This is a genomic window from Flavobacterium frigoris, assembly GCF_900111075.1.
GTDB lineage: Bacteria > Bacteroidota > Bacteroidia > Flavobacteriales > Flavobacteriaceae > Flavobacterium > Flavobacterium frigoris.
This window is the reverse complement of record NZ_FOFZ01000007.1, coordinates 109,599-135,021: the sequence shown is the minus strand read 5'-3', so window position 1 is coordinate 135,021 and position 25,423 is coordinate 109,599. Positions and strand designations below refer to the sequence as shown.

The following is a 25,423-nucleotide window of genomic DNA, read 5'->3' as shown; positions in this document are numbered from 1 at the left end:
TTTTATCCTTCAATTGATCTAAACCAAAGATACAACTAATTTTTGTTTAACTTTATGATTATTTAGTTAAACATTCCGTACCTTTATACTCTAATTTTATAATTAATTGAAAATGGCTACTAAGAAAACTGCAATAACAAAAGAAAAAATAGTTTCTATGTATATGAACTATATATTAGAGAATGGCGAAAAACCCAAATCAGTATATCTTTTCGCAAAATCGAATGGCTTTACAGAAACGGAATTTTATGCCTTTTTTGGAACTTTGGAAAGTGTCGAAAAAGAAATCTTTAAAACATTTCTGGAAATGTCACTTGAATTACTGCACAAAGATAAAGACTATGCTGACTATGATATGAAAACAAAGATGTTAAGTTTTTACTTTACATTCTTCGAATTACTTTCTGCCAATAGAAGTTATGTTACGATGAGTTTAAAAGAGTACGATAACCAACTGAAAAATCTAATGCAACTTTCAAGTTTGAGAACTGCATTTAAGCAATATGTTGGTGAAATTATAACAGACGAATATCGTATTAAGCAAGAAAAATTTCAAGACTTTCAGCAAAAAGCAATTCAGGAAAGTGCTTGGATTCAATTATTGTTAACACTAAAATTCTGGTTAGACGACGATTCCCCATCATTTGAGAAAACAGATATCTACATCGAAAAATCGGTAAAACTGAGTTTTGAACTGATGAATATCGCACCACTAGATAGTTTAATTGACTTTGGGAAATTTATTTTCAAAGAAAAAATACAAAACAAATAATGAAAACGATAGATTATATACCAACGTCAAAAATTGAAAGAGCCACAAAACTCGTACAAACAGGGGCAAAAGTAGGTGTCAATTACCTTAAATATTACGGTAAAAAAATGGTTAATTCAGACTTAACCCGTGATAAACTTAACGAAGACAATGCCGAGGATATTTACGATGGTTTAAAAAGCCTGAAAGGGAGTGCCTTGAAAGTGGCTCAAATGCTAAGCATGGATAAAAGTTTTTTACCACAAGCTTACGTAGAAAAATTCTCTTTGTCTCAATTTTCTGTACCACCACTTTCTGCGCCATTAGTTTTAAAAACATTCAAAACCAATTTCGGCAAAACACCTTATGAAATTTTTGATGAATTTAATGCTAATTCTGTCAATGCAGCCAGTATCGGTCAGGTTCATTCGGCGGTAAAAAACAATAAAAAATTGGCGGTAAAAATTCAATACCCAGGAGTTGCTAATAGTATCTCCTCTGATTTGGCTTTAGTCAAACCCATTGCCATCAGAATGTTTAACCTTCAAGGAAAAGATTCTGACAAGTACTTTAAAGAAGTCGAAGACAAATTAATAGAAGAAACCAACTACTTATTAGAACTGCAACAAAGTCAGGAAGTTGTTGATGCGTGCAAGAAAATAGACAATCTCGTTTTCCCTGAGTACTACCCCGAGTATTCCTCTGAGAAGATCATCACTATGGATTGGATGACAGGCGTTCACCTTTCTGAGTTCAAAAATTCAGATCCTATTATAGCAAATAAAATAGGGCAAGCCTTATGGGATTTTTACATGTACCAAATTCATGTTCTAAAAAAAGTACATGCTGATCCCCATCCCGGAAACTTTTTGGTGAATGATAAAAACGAATTAATCGCTATTGATTTTGGATGTATGAAAACGATCCCGAATGAATTTTACGTTCCTTATTTTGAATTGATAGATCCAAAAGTGATCGACAACAAAGAACTATTTAGCAAAAAGTTATTTGAATTAGAAATCCTAAGAGCTGATGATTCTAAAGAAGAAATCGTTTATTTTACAGCTATGTTTTATGATTTATTGTCTTTGTTCACCAAACCATTCCAGGAAAAAACGTTCGACTTTTCTAATGAAGAATTCTTTGAAAACATTGGCAAGCTTGGAGAGCGTTTTGCCAGTGACACCAACCTTAGAAAAATGAACGGAAATAGAGGTTCGAAACATTTTATATACATGAACAGAACGTTTTTTGGTCTTTATAATCTAATGTTCGATTTAAAAGCCAAAATTACAGTGACCGAATATTTAAAATACTAACAATGGTAGAACATAATTTATCTGATCTAGAAAAAGATAGAGTAATAGAAATGGCATGGGAGGACAGAACCACATTTGATGCTATTTTACTTCAATTTGGACTGAAAGAGCAGGAAGTCATTGATTTAATGCGCACCGAAATGAAACCAACAAGTTTTATAATGTGGCGCAAAAGGGTTCAAGGACGCAAAACAAAGCATGAGAAGCTTCGTGATTATAGAGAAGGTCGTTTTAAGTGCAGCAGACAAAGACAGATTAACAATAATAAAATATCAAAAAGATAAACCAAAAATACTTTTCAAATGAAAAATATAGTGATTATAGGCGGAAGCAAAGGTATAGGGAATGCCATTTTAATGCAGCAATTAGAAACCAATCGGGTACACAACATCAGTAGAAATGCGCCAGATGTTTCCCATCCCAATCTAACTCATTATTCATTAGACGTGCTGAAGGATGAGCTTCCTGCCATAGAAAATATTGACACCTTAATTTACTGCCCTGGTTCTATTAATTTAAAACCAATAGGTAGCTTAAGCATTGATGACTTTAGAAATGATTTTGAAATCAACGTAATAGGAGCAGTAAAAGTCATTCAGAAATATTTACCTGTTTTAAAAAAGGGAACCAATCCTTCGATTATATTATTTAGTACAGTTGCGGCAAAACTAGGAATGCCATTTCACGCTAGTATTGCTACAGCAAAAGCAGGAGTCGAAGGATTAGTTAAATCGTTGGGAGCCGAGTTGGCATCGGTAGTACGCATCAATGCCATTGCTCCCACGATTACCGAAACATCTTTATCAGCAGGAATTTTAAGAAATGATCGAATGAAGGAAAATATGGTAGAACGTCATCCGATGAAAGGCTACCTAAAACCGGAAGAAGTTGCAGACATGGCAGATTTTTTAATCTCTGAAAAAGCCAAATCGATTTCAGGTCAAATTTTTGAAATGGATTACGGAATTGTAACATTTAAGATGTAGTTAAAACCAAATACTAATAAGACCAGAATATGATAGTTAAAGAAATAAAAAGTTACGAAAAAGTAGAGCGTTATGATACTGAAATCACAGACGCCATTGCTGAAAATTACAAAGCCATAATAAATAATTTAGGTGAAGATGTAAATCGAGAAGGAATTTTGAGCACACCAGTTAGAGCAGCCAAAGCGATGCAATATTTAACGCATGGATATGAGCTAGACCCCTTACAAATTTTAAAGTCGGCACTGTTCACGGAGGACCACAGACAGATGATTGTCGTAAAAGATATTGAGGTATATTCCATGTGCGAACATCATATGTTGCCGTTTTTTGGAAAAGCACATATTGCTTACATTCCGAATGGCAAAATTGTAGGGCTGAGTAAGATTCCAAGAATTGTGGATGCTTTTGCCAGAAGGATGCAAGTACAGGAAAGATTAACAGATCAAATAAAAGACTGTATCCAAGAGGCTTTAAATCCATTAGGTGTAGCTGTGGTAATTGAAGCGCAACACATGTGCATGCAGATGCGAGGAATACAAAAACAAAATTCAGTAACGACTACCTCTTCTTTTACAGGTGCCTTTGAAAAGGACAAAACAAGAAAAGAGTTTATTAGTCTGATTTCCAATAAATTTAGTTAAATTTAGTATTCAAAATAAAATCTATGAAAATTCTCTTAACCGGCGCAACAGGATACATTGGAAAACGACTTTTACCCATTTTAATTGGGCAAGGACATGATGTAATTTGTTGCGTGAGAGATAAAAATAGGTTTTATACGCCGAAAGAATTCGAAAAAAGCATCACTGTAATTGAAGTAGATTTTCTAAAAGAAGAAACTTTAAAAAACATTCCCGATGATATTGATGCTGGATACTACCTCATCCATTCGATGGCAAGTTCAAAGGATAATTATGATGAATTAGAAAGTACCTCAGCCACTCATTTTGTCAATAGGATAAACACTACTAATGCAAAACAAGTCATTTATCTAACAGGAATTGTAAATGACGATTCTCTTTCGAAACACCTTGCATCTAGAAAAAATGTAGAAGATATATTAAACACTGGTACTTTTGCACTAACAGCCTTAAGAGCGGGAATCATTGTGGGTTCAGGTAGCGCGTCCTTTGAAATCATCAGAGATCTAGTACTTAAGCTTCCTATCATGATTACCCCAAAATGGCTCAACACAAGGTGTCAACCTATCGCCATCCGTAATGTCCTTGAATTCTTATCACAGTCGTTATTAAATCCATTAACCTACAATCAAAATTTTGACATTGGAGGCCCCGATATACTTACCTATAAAGAAATGCTATTGGGTTTTGCCAAAGCTAAAAACATAAAAAGATGGATCTATACAGTGCCTTTAATGACTCCTAAATTATCGTCCTATTGGCTTTATTTCGTTACTTCTACCTCTTATAAATTAGCTTCAGCATTAGTAAGCAGTATGAAGGTTGAAGTAGTTTGCAGGGACACCAGAATAAATGAACTGCTTGATGTACAGCCGATGTCATACAAAGAAGCACTTTCTCTTGCGTTAATCAAAGTAGGTGAAGATAAGGTCGTTTCTAGTTGGAAAGATTCCTTAGCAAGCGGCAGGTTTAGCACTAATATTTCGGAATATTTAAAAATTCCAAAAAAAAATTGCTTTATTGACAGAAGAAAAAAAGAAATTATAAATAGAGAATATACTATTGATAAAATCTGGTCCATAGGTGGCGAATCCGGTTGGTATTATGGCGATTGGCTTTGGGGGATCAGAGGGTTTATAGACAAACTTTTTGGAGGCGTAGGTTCTAGAAGAGGAAGAACAAACAGACACGAGATTCACTCTGGAGACGTTTTGGATTTTTGGCGCGTTTTGTACGCCAATAAAGAAGAAGGAAAACTAGTGTTGTATGCCGAGATGAAACTACCAGGACAGGCATGGCTCGAATTCAAAATAATAAATAATACATTGTATCAAGCTGCCACCTTTAAACCTAAGGGTATTTGGGGAAAATTATACTGGTATTCTGTATTGCCTTTTCACGGCTTCATTTTTAATGGGATGCTTAATAAATTGATTAAGTAAATCTCTTTTTTAAACATATAAGTCATTTAAGTTTTTTGACTATTTTATTGAAAAATTATATGACTTATATCTTAAATCCCATTATTTCAATATCCCTGATTTATATGTCGCGATTGCTCGATCTCTCGCCACAGCATGTTTTACCATAGGTTCGCCGTACCCGAGTTCAAATTCAGGAATCCATTTCCTGATGTAAATTCCTTTTTCGTCAAATTTTTTCAGTTGGATTTCTGGATTAAAAACTCTGAAATAAGGTGCTGCGTCGCACCCAGTTCCAGCTGCCCATTGCCAATTGCCCACATTGGACGCCATTTCATAATCCAGTAATTTTTCGGCAAAATAGGCTTCACCCCACTGCCAGTTTATCAATAAATGTTTACATAGAAAACTTGCCACAACCATACGCACTCTATTGTGCATATAACCCGTTTCATTGAGTTGGCGCATTCCTGCATCTACCATGGGATAGCCAGTAGTTCCAGAACACCAGCGCTTGAAGTCGGCTTCGTTATTCAACCACTGAATTCCATCATAGGCCGGCTTGAAATTATGCGTGACTTCTCTCGGAAAATTAAACAGAATTTGCATAAAAAACTCTCTCCATATCAATTCACTCAAAAAAACAGCATTCGTTTTAGCGGCCCAATTGACCATTTTTCGAACACTTACTGTACCAAAACGAAGATGCGGTGATAGATAAGATGTCCCATCTTTAGCAGGAAAATCACGTATCTCCTGATAATCAGAAATCTGTTTTAGATTGTACGGAAGCACCTTTATGCTGCTTTCCTCAAATCCTATTTCTACCAAGGTTGGAAAAATATATTTTGATTTAAGAAAATTAGAAGAAATGGCAGCATCAGGATATTCACGTACAGGTGCCATAGCGTTATATTTATCCAACCACTTATTTTTAAATGGTGTATAAATGGTGTACGGCAATCCATCTGCTTTTGTGATTTCTTTTTCTTCAAAAATAACTTGGTCTTTAAAGGAAAAGGGAACGATGTTCTCGCTTTGCAAAAGTTTACAGATAGCATCATCCCTTGTTATGGCATATTGCTCATAATCTTTATTGAAGAATACTTCTTTAACGTCAAATTCCTGGATAAGCGATTTCCATACGGCAGTAGTTTCTCCTTTTTTAACCAACAGCGAACTTCCTATTTGTTTTAACTGTTCATTAATAGTGGATAATGATTCATGGATAAATCCAACTCTTGCATCGTTTTTTGGTAAACTATCTAAGATAGAATCATCAAAAATAAATAACGGAATGACAGGATATATAGACTCCAAAGCATGAAATAGTCCAATATTATCCTCCAAACGTAAATCACGTCTAAACCAAAAAAAAGATACTGTCTCTTTTTCCATTATTTTGAATTGAAGATTTCGTTTACCTTTAGGACTCTATGTTCAAAAATTTCATTTAATTTATTCTTAACCATCAAGGTATTCATTATTCTGCCTAAAAATCCTAAAGGCAAAGCGTAATGAACAACATCCGTCATTTTAGTACCGTTTTCAGTAGCTTCAAAAAAGTGTTTGTGATGCCATAAAGCATAGGGTCCAAAACGTTGTTCGTCTATAAAATAACTATTTTCTTTAACAAAGGTAATTTCGGTCATCCAAGATATTGTTATACCTAGCAGTGGAGTAACTCTATATTGAATTATTTGTCCCGCATACATGGGCTTGCTATCGAAATCTGTGATTTGGAACCCCATCGTTTCTGGTGTTATTTTTTGTAAATTACCCGGTTTGGAGAAAAATTCCCAGCATTCCTCTACTGTTGCATTTACATGTTGAACAGTTTCTTTTTTATATATTTTCATTGTGTTTTTTATGTTTAATTGTTGTCAGAACGACTGCCTTGCGTGAGGGATTGCAGCGGAGCTCTTTATGGTCTCGCTCTTAAAACGAGACCATAAAAGCGAGAGTGTAAAGCCCGACCTCGTTGAAAAAACAAAAAAAATGTTTTTTCAACGAGGTCACGCCCAAATAAAATTATTACATTTTATAGTATTTAAAAGGAACAAACAACATACCGAAACATTCGCCATGCTCTTTTCCTAAATGTTTATGGTGCACTTTGTGTGCTTTGCGCAAACCAATAAGGTATTTATTTTTTGTACTCTTGAACCATTTGAATCTTTGATGAATTAATACATCATGAATCATAAAATAAGAAAAACCATACGCTGTAATTCCTAGACCTATGAAGAATAAATAGTTAACTCCTCCCTCAACGCCATAGTAAAAAAGGACGATGCTTGGTAAGGCAAAAATCACAAAAAAGATATCATTACGTTCAAAAACATTAGCATATTTAGGCTGATGATGATCTTCATGGAAATACCACATCGAACCGTGCATCACATATTTGTGGGTTAACCAGGTAACACATTCCATAAACAAAAAAACGCCAAGGAAAATAGAAAAAGAAATCATTGTTATTTGTTTTTAATTAATTTTAAATGCTGGAAATAGGTGTTTGTGGACTTATACCAGTTTCAGCTTATACGACACGAAAGATTGTGCCAATAATGCTGCTTTGGTATAATTAGAAACCCGAACTCTTTCATTTCCAATTTGGTGATAAGGAGTGTTTTCTAATTTTTTTAATAATTTTTTATAATAAACATAGGCGGTATATACTCCAAATTTAGCTTCAATAGGCAACTTTACAATACCCTCGAAGGCAATCCTAAAATCCTCTTCAATTTCTTTTATAATTGCATTTTTAGCCTTTTCATCGAAAGAGTTCAAATCGATCCCTGGAAAATAATTTCTATTTAATAGCAGGTTGTCCTCTTTCAAATCTCTTAGGAAATTTACTTTTTGAAAAGCAGACCCTAATCGCATGGCTTCTCCTTTTAATTGCTCATATTTCTGGTCTTTACCAGCTACAAAAACTTTAAGACACATCAATCCTACCACATCAGCAGAGCCATAAATGTACTCATTATACTCTTCAAGACTGTTATAATCTGATTTGATTAAGTCAAGTTTCATGCTTTTTAAGAAAGCCTGAATAAGATCATCCGTAATATTATATTCTTTCACGGTACTTTGAAAGGAATTCAATATGGGGTTCAAACTTATTCCTGCATTGTAGGCTTTATAATATTCTTTTTCGAAATCGTTAATCAAATCTTCTTTGTCAAAACCATGAAAAGAGTCCACTATTTCATCAGCAAACCGCACAAAACCATAAATGCTATATATTGCATCTCTGATACTTGGTGCAAGCATATATACCGCCAAGGAAAATGAAGTGCTATAGCTTTTTGTTACCAGCTTACTGCATTTGAATGATACGTCGTCAAATAATTGCTTCATAATTATTGCTCTAAAAATTGTTTATTAATTAAATCTGACACTAATTTTCCTGAAATTAATGCTGGTGGAACACCGGGTCCAGGAACGGTCAATTGTCCCGTGAAATATAAATTACGTACTTTTTTGCTTTTTAGTTTTGGTCTTAGAAAGGCCGTTTGCAATAAAGTGTTCGCCATTCCATAGGCATTCCCTTTGTATGAATTATACTCTTTAACAAAATCATTTTTACAAAACGATATCTTAAAGATAATATTATTTTTTAACTTTTGTTGAGTCAAATCCTCAAAACGATCGATTATTTTATTGAAATACTCCTCTCTAAGCTCTTCCGAGTCATTAATTCCAGGTGCTAACGGAATAAGAAAGAAACCTGCTTCCATTCCTTCGGGAGCGGCAGTCTTATCAGTAACAGAAGGGAAGTTAGCATAAAACAAGGGTTCTTTTGGCCATTGAGGGTCATCATATATATCCTTTGCATGCTGATAAAAATCGACATCAAAAAACAAGGCATGATGCGATATATTTTCTATTTTTTTATCAAAACCTACATAAAACAATAAGGATGAAGGCGCGAAAACTCGGCTATCCCAATACTTTTCTGAGTAAGCCCGATATTCCTTGTCTAATAATGTTTCGGTATGATGATAATCAGCACCACTTAAAACCAGATCTGAGGCGATCGTTTCGCCGTTCACAACAATTGCTGTTGCCGTTTTATTTTCGACAATAATTTTTTCAATATTAGCATCAGTATGAAAAGTTACCCCAAGTTCTCTTGCGAGTGTTTCCATAGCTCGTACAACGTCAAACATTCCTGTTTTTGGATGAAAAGTTCCCATTCCGAAATCGGCGTAATTCATAAAACTATAAAAAGACGGCGTGTCAGACGGTTTTGCTCCTAGGAATAAAACAGGGAATTCAAGAATTTGTATTAATCGTTCGTTTTTAAACTTCTTGCGGACATCGCGACTGATATTGCTGAAAAACTGCCCTATCTTCTTCGTTGTTTCCACAGTTACCAACTCTAGCGGTGATACTCCTGGGCGGTAAACTAAATCTTTTATGGCAATATCATAGTTACTTTTTGCCTCTGTTATGAATTCGTGCAAGATCTTTCCGCTTCCTTTTTCGATGGCTTCAAAAGTAGCCTCAATTTCTGCTAAATTATCTGCGATCGCAATAAATTCGTCAACACCAAAGTAAACCCGATAAGCGGGAGACAATTTTATAAGCTCATAATAATCTGTTGTCTTTTTACCGAAATCAGCAAAGAACCTATCGAAAACATCTGGCATCCAGTACCAACTTGGCCCCATATCAAATGTAAAACCATCTTTTTTTAATTGCCTTGCTCTACCGCCTATTGTTTCATTCTTTTCGAAAACCACGACTTCGTGTCCTCCTTTAGCCAGATAGCAAGCAGCAGACAATGCTGAAAACCCAGAACCTATAATTGTAATTTTTCTTTTCATTGTTTAGCAAATATACAAAATCATTAAACAAAACCTATATTTTTTCTATTAATTCTGCCATAGAATTAAAAACGACTATTCTATCAGATAGATTTTCTTTGTCAATAAACTGAGTCAACCATCCGGTATACCAGAGTTCAGTAGTATCATCTAATAATTCATCTGTCATTTGAGCTATATACTCGTTAATTACATTTCGTTCCGGCTGAACCGTTAGATAAGACACAAAAACAATGGATTCAAAATGTTTTTTCAGGTCTTTTAAGTTATCAATGGGCATACTCTCCCCTAAATAGACTGTTTTATAACCACTTAACAAAATTTCGTAATTCAGATACATCAACCCCAACTCATGTATTTCATTCATCGGAAGTGAAAGTACAAAAACCTTGTCTAATTTAATAGGTTTTTCCGCCTGAAGTTTTTCTGTGTTGACTAATACTTTTTGTTTGATTAAGTAGCTGATAAAATGCTCGTGAGCGGGAGTTATAGTATCAGTTTGCCATAACAAACCTAATTCTTCAAGCAAAGGAATAAATACCTGATGAAATATTTCCTTGAATGACTTTTCTTCATTCAGCCAATTGTAAGTGTTTAAAAAAAGTTCTTGATCAAAGTTCATCATCGCCATTTTGAAAGCGGTAATAGCATGATTTTTAGCACTCTTTGAAGATACAATTTCCCTTACCATCAGCGGAATTTGATCCTCTGGATAAGCAGAAATTTTAGATATTTTATATCCGTAATCGTGTAATAAAGTAATGTTCAACAGTTTTTGCAAACTCGCTAAATCATACAATCTGATATTAGTATCTGTGCGCATGGGTTGCAGCACATTATATCTTTTTTCCCAAATACGTATGGTGTGTGCTTTTATACCAGAAAGATTTTCAAGATCCTTAATACTAAAAACATTTTTTATATTGTTCATTATTTATTCATATTTATTAAACAAATATAGTTTATTTATTTGTTATAAATCTGAAAACAAATTAAAACTATCCGTTTAAAGGAGCTTTCTCGAAGGAATTCAGTTTGTCTAAATACAAAATAGTTTTAGAATTGTCGGTACTTCGGGTGTACATTGGTTCAAATTTAGCCCCGTAAATTACTTCCTCAAAAGTATAGGAAGTACGAGTAGCGACGGTATTACTAAACATATCATCAAACGTTTTCACAAAAACAAGGATTTCACCTTGCGTATTAGCATAATCATCTTTTGTAAATTGGTATAGGGGACTTTCTTCCGTAATGGGGTGTACTAAGGTCCAGCTTAATGGAAGTGCATTAACCTTTTCCAATTCTAAATCCAACGAGTAGAATTTATTGACCTTCTTTCCGTTTTCTTCAATGCTCATTCCCAGAGTTATTTTAGCTTCTGCATCAGTAAAATTCGTATTTTTAAAAGGTGTTAAGCGTATCATCAGCCCTGAAATTTCTCCGTAAGGCGCAATCACCGCATTGTGAGAGAATTTTAGAAAAGCGGTGGGTTTACTAAATCTTCCAAAGAACAATCCTGTTGCAATGGCAAAACTTAACAAACCTATTAAAGCCTCGGCAGCTGAAAGTGCACTGGTCAAAAAACCGGTGGGACTGATATGGCCATAACCAACGGTGGTAAACGTTTGTGCGCTAAAAAAATAAGCCTGTCCAAATTTTACCCATTCACTATCTGTACTTGTAATTCCGTTTAAATGTTCGATCCCAATTACATAATAAATAGTGGCAAATATAAAATTGATACTCACATAAAAGGAGAGAACAATCAGCATAAATCTCCACACTGCCATATCAATCATTGTGTGATACCAGCTAATGCGCTGTAAAATAGGCATCCCTCGCTTTTCTACATTAGCGCTTCCGTTTTTATTCACAAAACGGCCGCCATAACTACTAGCATTAGTGCCAAATCCTGTATTTTTATCTGCTTTTGCTCTTAAGTTTATTCTTTCTAACAATGCCATTTCCTATGTCTTATATAAAACCAAAAATAGATAAAATTAATTAGCATCCAAGAATTATGTTCCATCATAAACTGACCATCATAAACAACGATAAAGATTCCTAATTAAATCCGCTTCAAAACACCTTCAACAATGAGTCGCATAAACCATTAGCCCTTTAGTAGCAGAATACTTAGAAATAATGTAACACAAGGATATTGTTTTTCAATTAACTTTTATATACAGTTGATTTACAACTGGTAAACAATCAAGCCCCTTCGTGAAAAAAGTTTAAAGTCCGTTATCAATTACAGCCCAAACTCGCAACACCAACTCTTTTTATTTGATTTTTAGTCTATAAAATCTAATTCAATGAGGACATTACCGGCAAATCCTTTTTGGCAGTTTGACCTTCCTTATTAGTTCCAGAAACTGAATAGCAGTCCCTTGGGATTGTCACAAAAAATCCAACGAATAAATTTTATAATACAAATAAATTTATAATTACCATTTCGGAACTAACTGAAAATCAGTACCTTTATGTAAAAAGTAGTATTTTATCGTATAAAACAATAAGACATGTATAACGAGATTTTAAAAAACCGAATGGAAGCCGCCATTTTGCTTTCGAAAAAATTGAAAAAGTACAAAAATAGTAATTCGGTTGTTTTGGCCGTACCCAGAGGAGGTGTACCCCTGGGTTATGAAATTGCTAAAAATTTACAACTCCCTTTAGACATTGTACTTTCTAAAAAAATTGGGCATCCCTCCAATAAAGAATTTGCAATTGGCGCCGTTTCGATGGATTCTACCGTTATAGATGAACATCTTGATGTCTCAAAGGAATACGTAGAAAATGAAATTGTCCGACTCCGTAGTGTCCTTCGCGAAAAATACAAACGCTATAGAGGCGATAGAGAACCCCTCGTCATTAAGCATAAGAATGTTATCCTCGTAGATGATGGAATAGCTACAGGAAACACCCTGCTAGCAAGTATAGCAATGTTGCGGAAACAGCATCCTGCAAGAATAATTGTTGCCGTTCCAGTCTTACCCTACGACACTATTCCCCTATTTGAAAAAAAAACGGATGAACTCGTCTATTTGATCGCCTCAAAACATTTCAGGGGCGTGGGCGGATTTTATGAAGATTTTCAGCAGGTTGAAGACGAAGAAGTAATCCAAATGCTAGGAACCACCTAACCAATTGCTTGAATACTATATAAGACAAAAAATTACTTATTCTAAGAATGAAAATTATGAAAAAACTAGAACTAGACATCCCCTTAACTTATGTGACACTAAAAGGAAATTTAATAATTCCCGAAGGGGCAACTGGAATTGTTGTGTTTTCCCATGGAAGTGGTAGTAGTCGGTTCAGTACCAGAAACAGAATGGTGGCTGAACTCATTCAAAAACAAAAAATAGGTACTTTACTATTTGACTTGCTGACAGTAGAAGAAGATAGCGTTTACGAAAATAGATTTAATATCGATCTATTAGTCAGCCGCTTGATCGAGACGACTGAATGGCTTATGAAATATAAAGAAGTGAAAGGTTTACCCATTGGTTATTTTGGAGCCAGTACAGGAGCGGCTTCAGCATTGAGGGCAGCGGCTTATTTTGGCGATGTGATAAAAGCGGTGGTCTCTCGCGGCGGTAGACCTGACTTGGCCCTAAGCGCCTTGCATCAGGTGACAGCTCCAACTTTATTAATTGTAGGCGGCCGAGATATGCCTGTCATCGAAATGAATAAAACGGCTTATGACGAATTACATTGCACAAAAGAAATGAAAGTTGTTCCCGGAGCAACCCACCTATTCGAAGAACCAGGAAAACTCTCAGAAGTCTCTGATCTAGCGATTAGTTGGTATAAAAAACATTTGGCAACTGAAAAGGAGTATCATTAAATTCCAATCATAATACTTCTAAAATCCCAATCATGGGATTTTTTTAGTTCTCGAAAGAAACACATACTTGAGCAGTAAATCTACAATTTAGACTCATTTTTTTTTATATTTGACAATAAGAAACAAACATTCAAAATGCTCGATAAAAAATTAATTGAAGACCATCCTTATATTAGTTACACTAAACCCATTCTTTCTGACGAAGAAATGCTAGAGCGCTCCATCTCTTTTTATGAAGCTATGGACAGCAGGCGTTCAGTAAGGGAATTTTCAAATCGAGCTGTACCTCGCGAAGTGATTGAAAATCTACTAAAAACAGCTTCTACGGCTCCTTCGGGCGCGCACAAGCAACCGTGGACTTTTTGCGTGGTCGAAAATCCCGAAATTAAAAAACAAATCCGTATCGCTGCCGAAGAAGAAGAACAACAAAGTTATGAATCCCGTATGTCAAGCGATTGGCTCGAAGATTTAAAACCTTTAGGAACAGATTGGCGCAAGCCTTTTCTAGAAACCGCTCCCTACCTCATCATCGTTTTTAGGCGCATTTATGAATTTGCTACTGACGGCAAGAAGAAAAATAATTATTATGTTCAAGAAAGTGTGGGCATAGCCGCCGGTTTTTTGTTGGCAGCAATACATAATGCTGGTTTGGTTTCCTTAACCCATACTCCTAGCCCAATGAATTTCTTGACCAAAACCCTAAACCGACCGGAAAATGAAAAACCTTTTCTATTGATTCCAGTGGGCTATCCAGCCGAAGACTGTTGGGTTCCGGACATACAAAGAAAAGGACTCGAAGACATTTGTGTTTTCTATTGATTGCTACAAAAGCGTACCATTATATAAATGTAAGGACTATGAAGAAATTAACTAAAGAAGATATTAGTCAGGAAGTATTTGACCTATACGATGACTACGCCCACAACAAAATTGATAGAAGAAGGTTTGTTGAAAAATTATCCTTGTTTGCCGTAGGAGCTCTTACTGTTCCTTCCTTACTTAGTTTTATGACGCCTAATTATTTGGATTCTATTTTGATTAAACCTGGTGATCCAAGGTTAAAATCAGAATACATGACCTATGAATCCCCGAAAGGTGGAGGAAAAATCAAGGCGCTTTTATCTCAGCCAACGGGGACAAAAAAGAAACTACCCGGAGTTATCGTAGTACACGAAAATCGCGGACTAAACCCTTATATCGAAGATGTAGCCCGAAGAGCTGCCTTAGAAGGGTTCATCACTTTAGCACCGGATGCCTTATCTCCATTAGGCGGTTATCCAGGGAACGACGACGATGGAAGAGAATTACAAAAAAAACGGACACGTGAAGAAATGCTCGAAGACTTCATTGCAGCCTATGACTATCTCAAGTCTCACAAAGACTGTAATGGTCAAGTAGGTGTTGTAGGCTTTTGTTTTGGAGGTTGGATAGCCAATATGATGGCGGTTAAAATCCCAACTTTAGCGGCAGCGGTGCCCTATTACGGTGGTCAGCCCACTACCGAAGAAGCCGCGCAAATAAAAGCTCCGCTATTACTGCACTACGCAGGATTAGATAGCCGAGTAAATGAAGGTTGGCCTGCCTATGAAACCATTCTCAAAAAGAACAAAGTAGAAAATACTGCTATTTCCATCCTAGAGTCAATCATGGTTTTCACAACAACACAACCCCTAGATATGATGAAGCTGCGGCTACGGTATCATGGACACGAACAATTGATTTTTTTAAACAAAAACTAAACAAATAATAGATTATGGCATCAGGAATTTTTGCACTGCTGGACGATATTGCAGCACTTATGGATGACGTTGTGGTGATGAGTAAAATCGCGACCAAAAAAACCGCAGGAATATTAGGTGATGATTTGGCTGTCAATGCTGAAAAGGCATCAGGATTTGTTTCCTCTAGAGAAATTCCCGTATTGTGGGCCATAACAAAAGGCTCTTTGTTAAATAAATTGATCATCCTACCGCTGGCATTGCTATTAAGTTATTTTGTACCGTGGTTAATCACGGTCGTACTTATATTAGGAGCTATTTATCTTGCTTTCGAAGGTGCCGAAAAAATATACGAATATATAATTCCTCATGAACATGAGGTCGTTAAAATTGAAACCATAATTCCTAGTAAAGAGGAAGTATTAACGCTCGAAAAAGGAAAAATAAAAGCAGCCATATTAACTGACTTTATATTATCGATAGAAATCGTGATTATAGCCTTGGGTAGTGTAGAAGGAAAACCGATTGCTACCCAAATTATTGTAGTCACTTTTATCGCCTTTTTAGCCACCGTAGGAGTCTATGGAATTGTAGCCGCGATTGTACGAATGGACGATTTAGGAATGCTACTAACAGCTAATAAAAGCAAAACCTCTAAATTTATTGGTAAGCAGCTGATACAATTACTGCCCATAGTTATTAAAAGCCTAGGCTTTGTAGGAACCATCGCTTTGATTTTGGTCGCAGGAGGAATATTCATGCACAAAATTGAACCGCTGCATCATTTATTACAAAACCTGCCTTCAATAGTAGGAGAATCCCTTGCTGGACTAGTTGGTGGAATCTTAGCATTAGTGATTGTGAAAGCATTTAAAAAAATATTTGGCAAGAAAAACAATGCCGTTAAAAATCCAGACACTACAAATTAATGATTGCGATAAAACAAATCGATACCAGCAATGCTCTTTACCCAAATGAACAAGATTTAAGAAACCGTATTTTACTGCGCCCCATTGGTATTCCAGACCATACTTGGGAAATGCACGATGAAAAAGCCTGGCATTTTGTGGCGGTTGAAAATGATACTGTTATCGGATGCGTGGTATTGAATCCGCTAAATCCTATAAAAACCAAAACCCAACTGATGCAGATGGCTGTTGATACCAACCAGCAAGGAAAAGGCATTGGAAAATTACTAGTAAAGGAATTGCTGTCTTTTTGCAAATCTAATGGAATTGAAGAAGTGGTTTGCCACGCACGAGACAATGCCGTTCCCTTTTATCTAAATTTAGGGTTTGAAATCTATGACAATCCTTTTACGGAGGTTGGTATTCCTCATGAACACATGAGAATTCGAGTAGCAAATTAAAAGCTATAAATATCCACGACTACAAGATGTACCATAACACAATCACAGTAAAAGAACTGAAATTCAAACTCCTATAAGAACTGAGAATAGTAATTAAATAAAATAGTATGTGTTTAATTTTAGAAATATACGCTATTGGGTAGTACATCTATAAAAGTTGACTATCTTTAATAAAATCTAAAAACAGAAAAAAAATGAAAGCATTAGTTTATTATGGCGATCATAAAATCGCTTTAGAAGAAAGACCTAAACCAACAATCATAAAACCAACAGATGTAATTGTAAAAGTATTAAAAACAACTATTTGTGGAACAGACTTAGGTATTTACAAAGGTAAAAATCCCGAAATTGAAAGTGGACGTATTCTTGGTCATGAAGGAATAGGTATTATTGAAGAAGTTGGTCCTAGTGTATCGCAGTTTAAAAAGGGAGAAAAAGTATTAATCTCATGTATTACCTCTTGTGGTTCTTGCGAATATTGTAAAAAACAAATGTATGCTCATTGTACTGATGGAGGTTGGATCTTAGGATATATGATTGATGGCGTTCAAGCAGAATATGTTAGAATTCCGCATGCTGATAATAGCTTACATAGAATCCCTGAAAGCATTGATGATGAAATAGCCGTTTTGTTAAGCGATATTCTGCCAACAGGCCATGAAATAGGGGTTCAATACGGAAACGTAAAGCCTGGCGATGAAATTGCAATAGTTGGCGCAGGTCCGGTAGGGATGTCTGTCCTTTTAACAGCGCAGTTCTACTCTCCCTCTAAAATAATCATGATTGATTTAGATGACAACCGCCTTAAGTTAGCCAAAGAATTAGGTGCTACACATACTATTAATTCTGGAACTACAAATGTTGAAGAAGCCGTTAAAGAAATAGTGGGTGGTGATGGTGTAGATGTGGCTATTGAAGCGGTTGGTATTCCTTCAACTTGGGATATTTGTCAAAAAATAGTTAAACCAGGAGCTCACATTGCCAATGTAGGCGTTCATGGTGTAAAAGTAGATTTTGATATTCAAAAACTGTGGATTAAAAACCTAACCATAACTACTGGACTTGTAAACACAAATACAACTCCGATGCTATTAAAAGCAGTTTCAAGTAATAGTATAGATTTAAAGAAAATGATTACACATCGTTTCCCTCTTTCTGAACTTGAGCATGCGTATCAAGTGTTTTTAAATGCTGCAGAAGAAAAAGCGTTGAAAATAATTATTACTAATGAATAAATAATGGCCGAAATTAACAGAATAGAAAAATGATCGTAGTTGCTATATTATTTATAATTCTTGGTGTTTTAATAAAATACGGGAAAATGAATTTCCTAATAGCAGGTTATAATACCATGCCGAAGGAGGGAAAGAAAAAACAGGACATTAGAGGAATTGCAACAGTATTTAAAAATGCGATGTTTGGTATGGCTTTACTAATTATTATTGGCTTTTTTACTGCGAAATGGTTTGAAAGTCCAAAAATTGAAGATTATACTTTTTGGAGTTCCATACTTATTGGAGTTCCATATTTGTTGATTAAATCCAATTCAAAAAAACACAAAATTAAAGGATGACTTATGACTAGTCCATTTGAAAACTCACTGCGAAAAATCGGGAGACTATGGACAGCATAAGTATGAATCCTTTGAAAAGTATAAATATTTCAAAATTCATTCTATAAAAAAAGCCCCAATCAAGGGGCTTTTCAATATATTCAATTCAAGCTTATTTGCTCAAATACATTTTTCTTCGAGAGTACAATTCGTAGAATTGATCGTCTTTCAGGTCATCAATAAACAAGATACTTTCTCCTGTTGATTTCATCTCTGGTCCTAATGCTTTGTTCACATTATGGAACTTACTGAAAGAGAAAACTGGTTGTTTGATGGCATATCCTTTCAACTGTGGGTTGAATTTGAAATCCGTTACTTTATTGTGGCCTAACATAACTTTAGTCGCATAATTCACATAAGGTTCACCGTAGGCTTTTGCAATAAATGGAACGGTACGAGATGCTCTAGGATTAGCTTCGATAATATAAACGATATCGTCTTTTATCGCAAACTGTATATTGATTAAACCTACAGTTCTTAAACCTAGTGCAATTTTCTTAGTATGGTCTTTTATTTGTTGCATTACAAATTCACCCAAATTAAACGGTGGCAAAGTTGCATTACTATCTCCAGAGTGCACTCCGCAAGGTTCAATGTGCTCCATAATTCCTATGATGTACACATTTTCTCCGTCGCAAATCGCATCAGCCTCAGCTTCAATCGCACCATCAAGATAGTGGTCTAAAAGCAATTTGTTTCCTGGAATGGTTTTCAATAAATTGACAACATGTTCTTCCAGTTCTTGCTTGTTGATTACAATTTTCATTCCCTGACCACCCAACACATAAGAAGGACGAATCAATAATGGAAAGTCTAATACATCAGCTAAAGCAGACGCTTCATCAGCTGTTTCTGCAATTCCAAATTGTGGGAAAGGAATTTCTAATTCCGTTAGCAATTCAGAGAAACGTCCTCTATCTTCGGCTAAATCCAAAGCATCAAAGCTGGTTCCTATAATTTTTATTCCGTATTTAGATAATTTTTCAGCTAATTTCAAAGCAGTTTGTCCACCAAGCTGTACAATTACTCCTTCTGGTTTCTCATGTTGGATAATATCGTAGATATGCTCCCAGAAAACTGGCTCGAAGTACAACTTGTCTGCTGTATCAAAATCAGTCGAAACTGTTTCTGGATTACAGTTGATCATGATAGTTTCGTAACCACACTCTTGAGCAGCCAATACTCCGTGTACACAAGAATAATCAAATTCGATTCCTTGTCCAATTCTATTTGGGCCTGACCCAAGAACAATTATTTTCTTTTTATCAGTAACAATACTTTCATTGTCTACATAACGTGTTCCGTCAGCCTTTTCAATTTCGGCTTCAAAAGTCGAGTAGTAATAAGGTGTCTTTGCTTTGAACTCTGCCGCACAAGTATCCACTAATTTGAATATGCGATTGACATTCATGGTCATTCTCAAAGCGTGTACCTGACTTTCAAGACAACCTACCATGTGTGCAATTTGTCTGTCGGCAAAACCTTTTTGTTTCGCTTCTAGCAATAATTCTTTTGGCAAAGTATCTACTTTATACGTTGAAATCTCTTTCTCTAAGGTATAAAGCTCTTCGTATTGTTTCAAGAACCACATATCAATTTTAGTGATTTCATGGATACGACTCAAAGGAATCCCCATGGCTATCGCATCATAAATCACAAAAACACGATCCCAACTTGCAAAAGTCAGTTTCTCGATAATTTGTTCGTAGTTTGTATATCCCTTACCGTCAGCACCTAGACCATTTCTTTTTATTTCTAATGATTGCGTGGCTTTATGCAAGGCTTCTTGGAACGAACGTCCAATTCCCATTACTTCACCAACCGATTTCATTTGAAGTCCTAAAGTTCTATCAGCTCCTTCGAATTTATCAAAGTTCCAACGTGGTATTTTTACAATTACATAATCCAAAGTCGGTTCGAATAAAGCCGAAGTCGATTTGGTAATTTGATTTTGTAATTCATCTAAGTTGTACCCCAAAGCTAATTTGGTAGCAATCTTTGCAATAGGATAACCGGTTGCTTTAGACGCTAATGCAGAAGAACGCGATACACGAGGGTTAATTTCAATTGCTACGATATCTTCTTTTTCATCAGGCGAAACGGCAAACTGCACGTTACAACCTCCTGCAAAATTACCAATACTACGCATCATCAAAATTGCATAATCACGCATTCTTTGGAAAGTCGGATCAGATAACGTCATAGCTGGCGCCACTGTGATGGAATCTCCAGTATGAATTCCCATAGGATCCATATTTTCGATCGAACAGATAATTACAACATTGTCGTTTTTATCTCTCAAGAGCTCCAACTCATATTCTTTCCAACCCATTAAAGCTTTATCAATCAACACCTCATGAATGGGTGATGCTTCTAAACCTCTGGTTAAAAGTTCATCAAAATCTTCTTTTTTATACACAATAGCTGCTCCAGTTCCTCCTAAAGTAAAAGAAGGACGAATCACTAACGGGAAACCAAATTCCTGTGCAATCTCTTTACCTCTAAGGTAAGAAGTACATATCTCTGCAGGTGCAGACGGTACTCCAATTTTCTTAAGCAATTGTTTAAACTGCTCTCTGTCCTCAGTAATATTAATAGCGTTTACATCAACACCTATCATTCTTACTCCGAAATCCTGCCAAATTCCTTTTTCATCTGCTTCTAAACACAAGTTCAAAGCCGTTTGTCCACCCATAGTAGGTAAGACAGCATCGATTTGAGGATGTGCTTTTAGAATTTCAATGATCGACTTAGTTGTTAGGGGTTTCAAATAAATATGATCGGCCATGGATGGGTCGGTCATAATCGTAGCCGGATTCGAATTTATAAGGATAACCTCAATTCCTTCCTCACGGATAGAACGAGCTGATTGTGATCCTGCATAATCAAATTCACATGCTTGACCAATAACAATAGGACCTGAACCTATAATTAAGACTGATTTTATGGATGTATCTTTTGGCATTGTATTGAAATTATTGTGTTGTGTAGTTATTTTTAGAAAGGCTAAAGTTACTGAACTTAAATACCTTAACCCCGAACCTTCATTAAATTTTAACGATTAGGTATAAAAAAAGGCGATACTAAAAAAAGTAACGCCTTATTTATGTTTATACAAACATTATTTTTTGTGTCTTGGTTCGCAAGAAACAGTCAATTTATGTCTTCCTTTAGCTCTTCTTCTAGCAAGAACTTTTCTTCCATTCGGAGTCTCCATTCTGTCCATGAATCCGTGCTTATTTCTTCTTTTTCTTTTCGATGGTTGAAACGTTCTTTTGCTCATTGCTTTGTATCTTTAAAATCTTATTTATATGTCTTCCCGTTTTTGAATATCTGTTACCCTAAAACCGAGTGCAAATATACAAAGACTTTTTTTTCTCACAAGTAGTTTTGTAAAAATATTTTCAATTCATTTTACTATATTTGCGTTCATAAAACAAACTCACTATGTTTCACAAGAATATCAAACTTATTATCGCCGGACTTCTCGTAATTACTGGCATTTGGCAATTTACTGAAAACAATATCGGCAATGGGATTTTCCTTATATTATTGACTGCAATTCCGATTTTCCTTTATTTCAAAAATGAATTCATCCTTTTAGCATTCTTAAAACTAAGAAAACAAGATTTTGAAGGAGCAAAAAAATGGTTGTCATTCATTAAAAATCCAGAATCTGCTTTAGTAAGAAAACAACAAGGGTACTTCAATTACCTACATGGAATCATGCTTTCGCAAACTAATATCAATCAAGCAGAGAAATATTTCAAAAAAGCAATCGAATTGGGATTGTCTATGGATATGGACTTGGCTGTTGCCAAATTGAATCTGGCAGGAGTTGCGATGTCAAGAAGAAGAAAGCTAGAAGCCACTAACCTTCTTAACGAAGCAAAAAGACTAGACAAACAAGGTATGCTGAAAGAACAGATTACCATGATGAAAGGTCAAATGAAAAAGATATAATTTAAAAAAGGGCAAATGATTTCATTTTGCCCTTTTTTATTATACTTAATCTCTGTGATAAAAAACGCAGCTTCGCAGGTCTATTGAAAAATAGTAACTGCGAAGCTGCATTTTTTTATACAATCTCCAAAAGCAAGGTACTCTACCACCTTTTCCTTTCGTCATTTTTCAAAGAGAAGAAATCCTCCAATAACCAATAAAGTAACTGCAAAAACTCTCTTTAATATTTTTTGATCAATATGAATAGCCAATTTACTTCCGAAATAACCGCCTACCACAAACACCAGTGAAATTATGATGGCAAAGCGCCAATCTATAAATCCCGCTTTATGATAATTTATTACGGCAAGCAAGGTAACTGGCGGCAATAAAGCAGCTAAACTAGTTCCCTGGGCCTGTGTTTGTGTAAATCCCATCAACAACAAAAGCGGAACCATTATAATCCCTCCTCCTATTCCAATTAATCCACTCAAAACGCCAGCAGTCAAACCAATGCACATTAACAAAATTATAGTTTGAATCGTCATTTTCATGTCGTTTTAGATTAATATCCACTTAATGGAATTTCGATTGTATATTTTTTATTGGTTGGATTTTCTAATTTTTTATCCCTCAGCCAAGGATTGTGAATTTTCAAAATCTTATAGTTTATACCCTGTGCTTTGGCAAAATCGGCTAAGTCCAAAACGGTACTGTCCACGGCAATTTTTTTGGTTGGCAATATCGTATATAATTCTTCGTCTGCCAAAGAGAACCCATATTTTTCAGGATTTTTCATAATTTCCTTTAGTGCTAAAATTCGGAATACATAACGAGACGTCTCCTCGGTAAGCAGCAAATCATAGTAATTGGATTCTTTTTGAATATCCATTTGCCTATTCACCCCAGCCATTCCTCCATTATATGAGGCAGCAGCTAATGTCCAGGTTCCAAATTTTGCTTTCGCAATTAAAAAATAACTACAAGCTGCCTGTGTCGATTTTTCTAAATCGTAGCGCTCATCAACAATATCATTCACTTCCATCCCTCTTTCCTTAGCTGTTTCAGGCATAAATTGCCATACTCCTCTCGCACCGGCACCAGATACTGCATTGACCAAACCACTTTCTATCACTGCTAGATACTTAAAATCATCAGGAATACCGTTTTCTTTAAGAATGGGTTCAATAACAGGGAAAGCTCGGTTCGCTCTTTTTATTGCTAAAATAGTGGAAGCATGAAGATTTATGTTCACGACCAACTCTCGATCCAAGCGTTCTTTGACATCCGAAATTCTCAGCGGTGTCGCTTCTCCTGCAAAATTAGCCGTGGCAGGAAAATAGGAAGACACATAAGCTTTATCTTTATCTATTTTGTCTTTGGGTTCATAAGCAGTCGCAAAAATCAAAAGACCACTTGCAAAAACTATTGTAAGGATGATACTTATTCTTTCTATTCTTTTCATTTTTCTCGTTTTTAGCATGTATATCAGGCAGCAACAATCAATCCACAGTTGCCTTTGTATCTAAAATAACAGCTGCCAAATTAGCATTAAACCACCTGTATTTATTCAAAATCATGATATGGGTTCCTCCCTCTACTACGGTACATTCTTTGATATACTTTATTGGAAAAACATCATCCATATCACCATGAATATGGATTACGCTTTCATCAACGACTGTCCTATCCCAAAGAATTACTTTCTCTACTGCCCATTCTAAATAACCGATATCACGAACTGACAGGAATTTTTCATATAATTTTAATCTATGATTGATCTTTGTACCAAAGGAAAACTTGGCTAAGTTCTCCAAATTTAATATCAAGCTCATCGGAATCAGTTTGTAAGCCTTAGTGGTCTTGGCGATTTTCATCCTTCGGGGGAACTCCAAATTGCTTTTTACACTCGAGATGATGATTACTTTTCTCGTATTGATATGTTTTGCCATTTCCTGAACCAGAATACCGCCAAACGAAACTCCGATTAACACCGGGTTTTCACGTTTGATTTTTTTGGCAATTCTCTTGGCATAATCGTCCAAAGACTCTTTAGCCAGCGGAATCTCCCATTCTAAAAGATGTACTTCAAAATCAGCTTCAGGAAGTTGTATTCTCTCAAAAATTGCAGCACTGGCCGCTAATCCCGGCATAAAATAAACTGGTATTTTACTCATAATTGTGTTCCCTAATTTTACAACAGATTGCCATCTAATTATTACAAATTTCCTATAAAATTAATTTTTTTATTGAAACCAACTTCGAATCTTCCTTTATATTAGCATTAAATTATGACTAATTCACTTCAGAAATCTAAAACTGAAGGCATAGCAGCTTTAGGATAACCTAAGATCAATTGCTACCTTTCCTTTGGATATTTATGCCATTCCCTTCCAATTTATCTTAAAATATTAAAACTCCATTCGGTAATAAAGTATTAAAAGTGGATAAGTGATTCAGGCCATAAGTACCCTAACAAGAGTAGAACACTGCGAAATTAATACGAGCCAAAATTAACTTACAAAAACACTGTAAGGATCTATGTTTACTGACAAAGAGTAAGTTAACATTAAGTTATAAGTTAAAATAATTTGATACTGAGAAGCAAAGCGATACCTTTGTAAAGGTTTTTTTATAAAAAAAACATAACACTATAAATATAATATTGGTTCATTGACAAACTTTTTTTAATTTTTTTAATTTTAGAAAACAACACTACCACAATACATAAGGTACACTTCACTATAAAACGGCGTTTATCTGTTTTTTTTTACTTAGGGTCATTAGCATTAAATAACCAAGTTTTGATAGCCAGAAGCAATCAAGAAAGCGGTTGGTTTTTATTAATTTGAAATAAAAACAACACTAAATCTAAAAAATTTATTGGTTAAAATACCAATAAATCCTCAATAATAAAACTTGGATAAACATTACCCAGGTCATAAATACTTAAACAAACAATATGGAACA

General features: G+C 35.3%; 26 protein-coding genes and 1 pseudogene. 15 read left to right on the top strand and 12 right to left on the bottom strand.

Translation table 11 applies throughout. From position 1 onward, the window contains the following. The first annotated feature begins 112 nt into the window (after positions 1–112). Genes BMW63_RS11075 through BMW63_RS11050 form a run of 6 tightly spaced genes read left to right on the top strand, consistent with a single transcriptional unit; the run spans position 113 to position 5,142 of the window. Complete coding sequence (locus BMW63_RS11075) at positions 113–772, top strand: TetR family transcriptional regulator C-terminal domain-containing protein (RefSeq protein ID WP_074723532.1); 660 nt, start codon at positions 113–115, stop codon at positions 770–772. Continuing rightward, positions 772–2,070, top strand: coding sequence for an ABC1 kinase family protein (locus BMW63_RS11070; RefSeq protein ID WP_074723531.1), 1,299 nt, complete (start codon positions 772–774; stop codon positions 2,068–2,070). Before BMW63_RS11075 ends, BMW63_RS11070 begins: the two co-directional genes overlap by 1 nt. Before the next feature lie 2 nt (positions 2,071–2,072). Next, positions 2,073–2,354: a TIGR03643 family protein gene (locus tag BMW63_RS11065; RefSeq protein WP_074723530.1), complete on the top strand. Its 282-nt coding sequence runs from the start codon at positions 2,073–2,075 to the stop codon at positions 2,352–2,354. Positions 2,355–2,372: 18 nt separating this feature from the next. Next, the gene (locus tag BMW63_RS11060) at positions 2,373–3,056 is read left to right on the top strand and encodes an SDR family NAD(P)-dependent oxidoreductase (RefSeq protein ID WP_074723529.1); all 684 of its coding nucleotides are present in this window, start codon (positions 2,373–2,375) and stop codon (positions 3,054–3,056) included. A 29-nt stretch (positions 3,057–3,085) separates the two neighbouring features. Next, positions 3,086–3,700 carry a GTP cyclohydrolase I FolE gene (gene folE, locus BMW63_RS11055; protein ID WP_074723528.1) on the top strand — a complete coding sequence of 205 codons (615 nt, stop codon included), beginning with the start codon at positions 3,086–3,088 and terminating at the stop codon, positions 3,698–3,700. Between the two features lie 23 nt (positions 3,701–3,723). Continuing rightward, positions 3,724–5,142: an SDR family oxidoreductase gene (locus BMW63_RS11050; RefSeq protein WP_074723527.1), complete on the top strand. Its 1,419-nt coding sequence runs from the start codon at positions 3,724–3,726 to the stop codon at positions 5,140–5,142. A gap of 81 nt (positions 5,143–5,223) precedes the next feature. On the opposite strand, the gene BMW63_RS11045 is transcribed toward BMW63_RS11050, so the two are convergent. The 7 genes from BMW63_RS11045 to BMW63_RS11015 all read right to left on the bottom strand — a co-directional run bounded on the left by BMW63_RS11045 (position 5,224) and on the right by BMW63_RS11015 (position 11,923). Continuing rightward, positions 5,224–6,519 (bottom strand): cryptochrome/photolyase family protein, encoded by a 1,296-nt coding sequence (locus BMW63_RS11045; RefSeq protein WP_074723526.1) that lies wholly within the window; start codon positions 6,517–6,519, stop codon positions 5,224–5,226. Then, positions 6,519–6,980, bottom strand: coding sequence for an SRPBCC family protein (locus BMW63_RS11040; protein WP_074723525.1), 462 nt, complete (start codon positions 6,978–6,980; stop codon positions 6,519–6,521). Before BMW63_RS11040 ends, BMW63_RS11045 begins: the two co-directional genes overlap by 1 nt. A gap of 175 nt (positions 6,981–7,155) precedes the next feature. After that, a complete protein-coding gene (locus BMW63_RS11035; RefSeq protein ID WP_074723524.1) occupies positions 7,156–7,596 on the bottom strand; it encodes a sterol desaturase family protein in 441 nt (146 codons plus the stop codon). Between the two features lie 51 nt (positions 7,597–7,647). Next, positions 7,648–8,487, bottom strand: a complete 840-nt coding sequence (locus tag BMW63_RS11030; RefSeq protein ID WP_074723523.1) for a phytoene/squalene synthase family protein — start codon at positions 8,485–8,487, stop codon at positions 7,648–7,650. 2 nt (positions 8,488–8,489) lie between these two features. Next, complete coding sequence (locus BMW63_RS11025) at positions 8,490–9,959, bottom strand: phytoene desaturase family protein (RefSeq protein WP_074723522.1); 1,470 nt, start codon at positions 9,957–9,959, stop codon at positions 8,490–8,492. A 34-nt stretch (positions 9,960–9,993) separates the two neighbouring features. Continuing rightward, complete coding sequence (locus BMW63_RS11020; RefSeq protein WP_074723521.1) at positions 9,994–10,890, bottom strand: MerR family transcriptional regulator; 897 nt, start codon at positions 10,888–10,890, stop codon at positions 9,994–9,996. A gap of 67 nt (positions 10,891–10,957) precedes the next feature. Next, positions 10,958–11,923 (bottom strand): ion channel, encoded by a 966-nt coding sequence (locus tag BMW63_RS11015; protein ID WP_074723520.1) that lies wholly within the window; start codon positions 11,921–11,923, stop codon positions 10,958–10,960. Positions 11,924–12,481: 558 nt separating this feature from the next. Here BMW63_RS11015 and BMW63_RS11010 point away from each other — a divergent pair. From BMW63_RS11010 to BMW63_RS10975, 8 genes and pseudogenes are all read left to right on the top strand, one after another. Next, positions 12,482–13,105 (top strand): phosphoribosyltransferase, encoded by a 624-nt coding sequence (locus tag BMW63_RS11010; protein ID WP_074723519.1) that lies wholly within the window; start codon positions 12,482–12,484, stop codon positions 13,103–13,105. 56 nt (positions 13,106–13,161) lie between these two features. Then, a complete protein-coding gene (locus BMW63_RS11005; protein WP_074723596.1) occupies positions 13,162–13,812 on the top strand; it encodes a dienelactone hydrolase family protein in 651 nt (216 codons plus the stop codon). Between the two features lie 135 nt (positions 13,813–13,947). Next, complete coding sequence (locus tag BMW63_RS11000) at positions 13,948–14,631, top strand: nitroreductase family protein (RefSeq protein WP_074723518.1); 684 nt, start codon at positions 13,948–13,950, stop codon at positions 14,629–14,631. Between the two features lie 38 nt (positions 14,632–14,669). Continuing rightward, positions 14,670–15,559 (top strand): annotated as a pseudogene (locus tag BMW63_RS10995) (dienelactone hydrolase family protein). A 6-nt stretch (positions 15,560–15,565) separates the two neighbouring features. Next, on the top strand, positions 15,566–16,459 hold the full coding sequence (locus tag BMW63_RS10990; protein ID WP_074723517.1) for a DUF808 domain-containing protein: 894 nt from the start codon (positions 15,566–15,568) through the stop codon (positions 16,457–16,459). Beyond that, complete coding sequence (locus tag BMW63_RS10985) at positions 16,459–16,899, top strand: GNAT family N-acetyltransferase (RefSeq protein ID WP_074723516.1); 441 nt, start codon at positions 16,459–16,461, stop codon at positions 16,897–16,899. Before BMW63_RS10990 ends, BMW63_RS10985 begins: the two co-directional genes overlap by 1 nt. A 194-nt stretch (positions 16,900–17,093) precedes the next feature. Beyond that, a complete protein-coding gene (locus BMW63_RS10980; protein WP_074723515.1) occupies positions 17,094–18,134 on the top strand; it encodes a zinc-dependent alcohol dehydrogenase family protein in 1,041 nt (346 codons plus the stop codon). Positions 18,135–18,163: 29 nt separating this feature from the next. After that, positions 18,164–18,472: a DUF3784 domain-containing protein gene (locus BMW63_RS10975; RefSeq protein WP_074723514.1), complete on the top strand. Its 309-nt coding sequence runs from the start codon at positions 18,164–18,166 to the stop codon at positions 18,470–18,472. 151 nt (positions 18,473–18,623) lie between these two features. Here the strand turns inward: BMW63_RS10975 and carB are convergent, their stop codons facing one another. After that, positions 18,624–21,476, bottom strand: a complete 2,853-nt coding sequence (gene carB, locus BMW63_RS10970; RefSeq protein ID WP_074723513.1) for a carbamoyl-phosphate synthase large subunit — start codon at positions 21,474–21,476, stop codon at positions 18,624–18,626. A gap of 156 nt (positions 21,477–21,632) precedes the next feature. Next, positions 21,633–21,794: a 50S ribosomal protein L34 gene (gene rpmH / locus BMW63_RS10965; protein WP_074723512.1), complete on the bottom strand. Its 162-nt coding sequence runs from the start codon at positions 21,792–21,794 to the stop codon at positions 21,633–21,635. A 164-nt stretch (positions 21,795–21,958) separates the two neighbouring features. Here rpmH and BMW63_RS10960 point away from each other — a divergent pair, with 164 nt between their 5' ends. Continuing rightward, entirely contained in the window at positions 21,959–22,474 is a 516-nt protein-coding gene (locus BMW63_RS10960; RefSeq protein WP_074723511.1) for a hypothetical protein, read from the top strand. A gap of 161 nt (positions 22,475–22,635) precedes the next feature. On the opposite strand, the gene BMW63_RS10955 is transcribed toward BMW63_RS10960, so the two are convergent. The 3 genes from BMW63_RS10955 to BMW63_RS10945 are packed head-to-tail and all read right to left on the bottom strand — an operon-like array spanning position 22,636 to position 24,630. Beyond that, a complete protein-coding gene (locus BMW63_RS10955; RefSeq protein WP_074723595.1) occupies positions 22,636–23,001 on the bottom strand; it encodes a sulfite exporter TauE/SafE family protein in 366 nt (121 codons plus the stop codon). A gap of 17 nt (positions 23,002–23,018) precedes the next feature. Continuing rightward, a complete protein-coding gene (locus BMW63_RS10950; protein WP_074723594.1) occupies positions 23,019–23,918 on the bottom strand; it encodes a lytic transglycosylase domain-containing protein in 900 nt (299 codons plus the stop codon). A 37-nt stretch (positions 23,919–23,955) separates the two neighbouring features. Then, entirely contained in the window at positions 23,956–24,630 is a 675-nt protein-coding gene (locus tag BMW63_RS10945; protein WP_074723510.1) for an alpha/beta hydrolase, read from the bottom strand. Positions 24,631–25,423: the final 793 nt, after the last annotated feature.

What these genes read in the sequence shown, in the direction of transcription:
- BMW63_RS11075 (WP_074723532.1), top strand. Translation starts at nt 113, where the DNA reads ATGGCTACTAAGAAAACTGCAATAACAAAAGAAAAAATAGTTTCTATG.
- BMW63_RS11070 (WP_074723531.1), top strand. Translation starts at nt 772, where the DNA reads ATGAAAACGATAGATTATATACCAACGTCAAAAATTGAAAGAGCCACA.
- BMW63_RS11065 (WP_074723530.1), top strand. Translation starts at nt 2,073, where the DNA reads ATGGTAGAACATAATTTATCTGATCTAGAAAAAGATAGAGTAATAGAA.
- BMW63_RS11060 (WP_074723529.1), top strand. Translation starts at nt 2,373, where the DNA reads ATGAAAAATATAGTGATTATAGGCGGAAGCAAAGGTATAGGGAATGCC.
- folE (WP_074723528.1), top strand. Translation starts at nt 3,086, where the DNA reads ATGATAGTTAAAGAAATAAAAAGTTACGAAAAAGTAGAGCGTTATGAT.
- BMW63_RS11050 (WP_074723527.1), top strand. Translation starts at nt 3,724, where the DNA reads ATGAAAATTCTCTTAACCGGCGCAACAGGATACATTGGAAAACGACTT.
- BMW63_RS11045 (WP_074723526.1), bottom strand. Translation starts at nt 6,519, where the DNA reads ATGGAAAAAGAGACAGTATCTTTTTTTTGGTTTAGACGTGATTTACGT.
- BMW63_RS11040 (WP_074723525.1), bottom strand. Translation starts at nt 6,980, where the DNA reads ATGAAAATATATAAAAAAGAAACTGTTCAACATGTAAATGCAACAGTA.
- BMW63_RS11035 (WP_074723524.1), bottom strand. Translation starts at nt 7,596, where the DNA reads ATGATTTCTTTTTCTATTTTCCTTGGCGTTTTTTTGTTTATGGAATGT.
- BMW63_RS11030 (WP_074723523.1), bottom strand. Translation starts at nt 8,487, where the DNA reads ATGAAGCAATTATTTGACGACGTATCATTCAAATGCAGTAAGCTGGTA.
- BMW63_RS11025 (WP_074723522.1), bottom strand. Translation starts at nt 9,959, where the DNA reads ATGAAAAGAAAAATTACAATTATAGGTTCTGGGTTTTCAGCATTGTCT.
- BMW63_RS11020 (WP_074723521.1), bottom strand. Translation starts at nt 10,890, where the DNA reads ATGAACAATATAAAAAATGTTTTTAGTATTAAGGATCTTGAAAATCTT.
- BMW63_RS11015 (WP_074723520.1), bottom strand. Translation starts at nt 11,923, where the DNA reads ATGGCATTGTTAGAAAGAATAAACTTAAGAGCAAAAGCAGATAAAAAT.
- BMW63_RS11010 (WP_074723519.1), top strand. Translation starts at nt 12,482, where the DNA reads ATGTATAACGAGATTTTAAAAAACCGAATGGAAGCCGCCATTTTGCTT.
- BMW63_RS11005 (WP_074723596.1), top strand. Translation starts at nt 13,162, where the DNA reads ATGAAAAAACTAGAACTAGACATCCCCTTAACTTATGTGACACTAAAA.
- BMW63_RS11000 (WP_074723518.1), top strand. Translation starts at nt 13,948, where the DNA reads ATGCTCGATAAAAAATTAATTGAAGACCATCCTTATATTAGTTACACT.
- BMW63_RS10990 (WP_074723517.1), top strand. Translation starts at nt 15,566, where the DNA reads ATGGCATCAGGAATTTTTGCACTGCTGGACGATATTGCAGCACTTATG.
- BMW63_RS10985 (WP_074723516.1), top strand. Translation starts at nt 16,459, where the DNA reads ATGATTGCGATAAAACAAATCGATACCAGCAATGCTCTTTACCCAAAT.
- BMW63_RS10980 (WP_074723515.1), top strand. Translation starts at nt 17,094, where the DNA reads ATGAAAGCATTAGTTTATTATGGCGATCATAAAATCGCTTTAGAAGAA.
- BMW63_RS10975 (WP_074723514.1), top strand. Translation starts at nt 18,164, where the DNA reads ATGATCGTAGTTGCTATATTATTTATAATTCTTGGTGTTTTAATAAAA.
- carB (WP_074723513.1), bottom strand. Translation starts at nt 21,476, where the DNA reads ATGCCAAAAGATACATCCATAAAATCAGTCTTAATTATAGGTTCAGGT.
- rpmH (WP_074723512.1), bottom strand. Translation starts at nt 21,794, where the DNA reads ATGAGCAAAAGAACGTTTCAACCATCGAAAAGAAAAAGAAGAAATAAG.
- BMW63_RS10960 (WP_074723511.1), top strand. Translation starts at nt 21,959, where the DNA reads ATGTTTCACAAGAATATCAAACTTATTATCGCCGGACTTCTCGTAATT.
- BMW63_RS10955 (WP_074723595.1), bottom strand. Translation starts at nt 23,001, where the DNA reads ATGACGATTCAAACTATAATTTTGTTAATGTGCATTGGTTTGACTGCT.
- BMW63_RS10950 (WP_074723594.1), bottom strand. Translation starts at nt 23,918, where the DNA reads ATGAAAAGAATAGAAAGAATAAGTATCATCCTTACAATAGTTTTTGCA.
- BMW63_RS10945 (WP_074723510.1), bottom strand. Translation starts at nt 24,630, where the DNA reads ATGAGTAAAATACCAGTTTATTTTATGCCGGGATTAGCGGCCAGTGCT.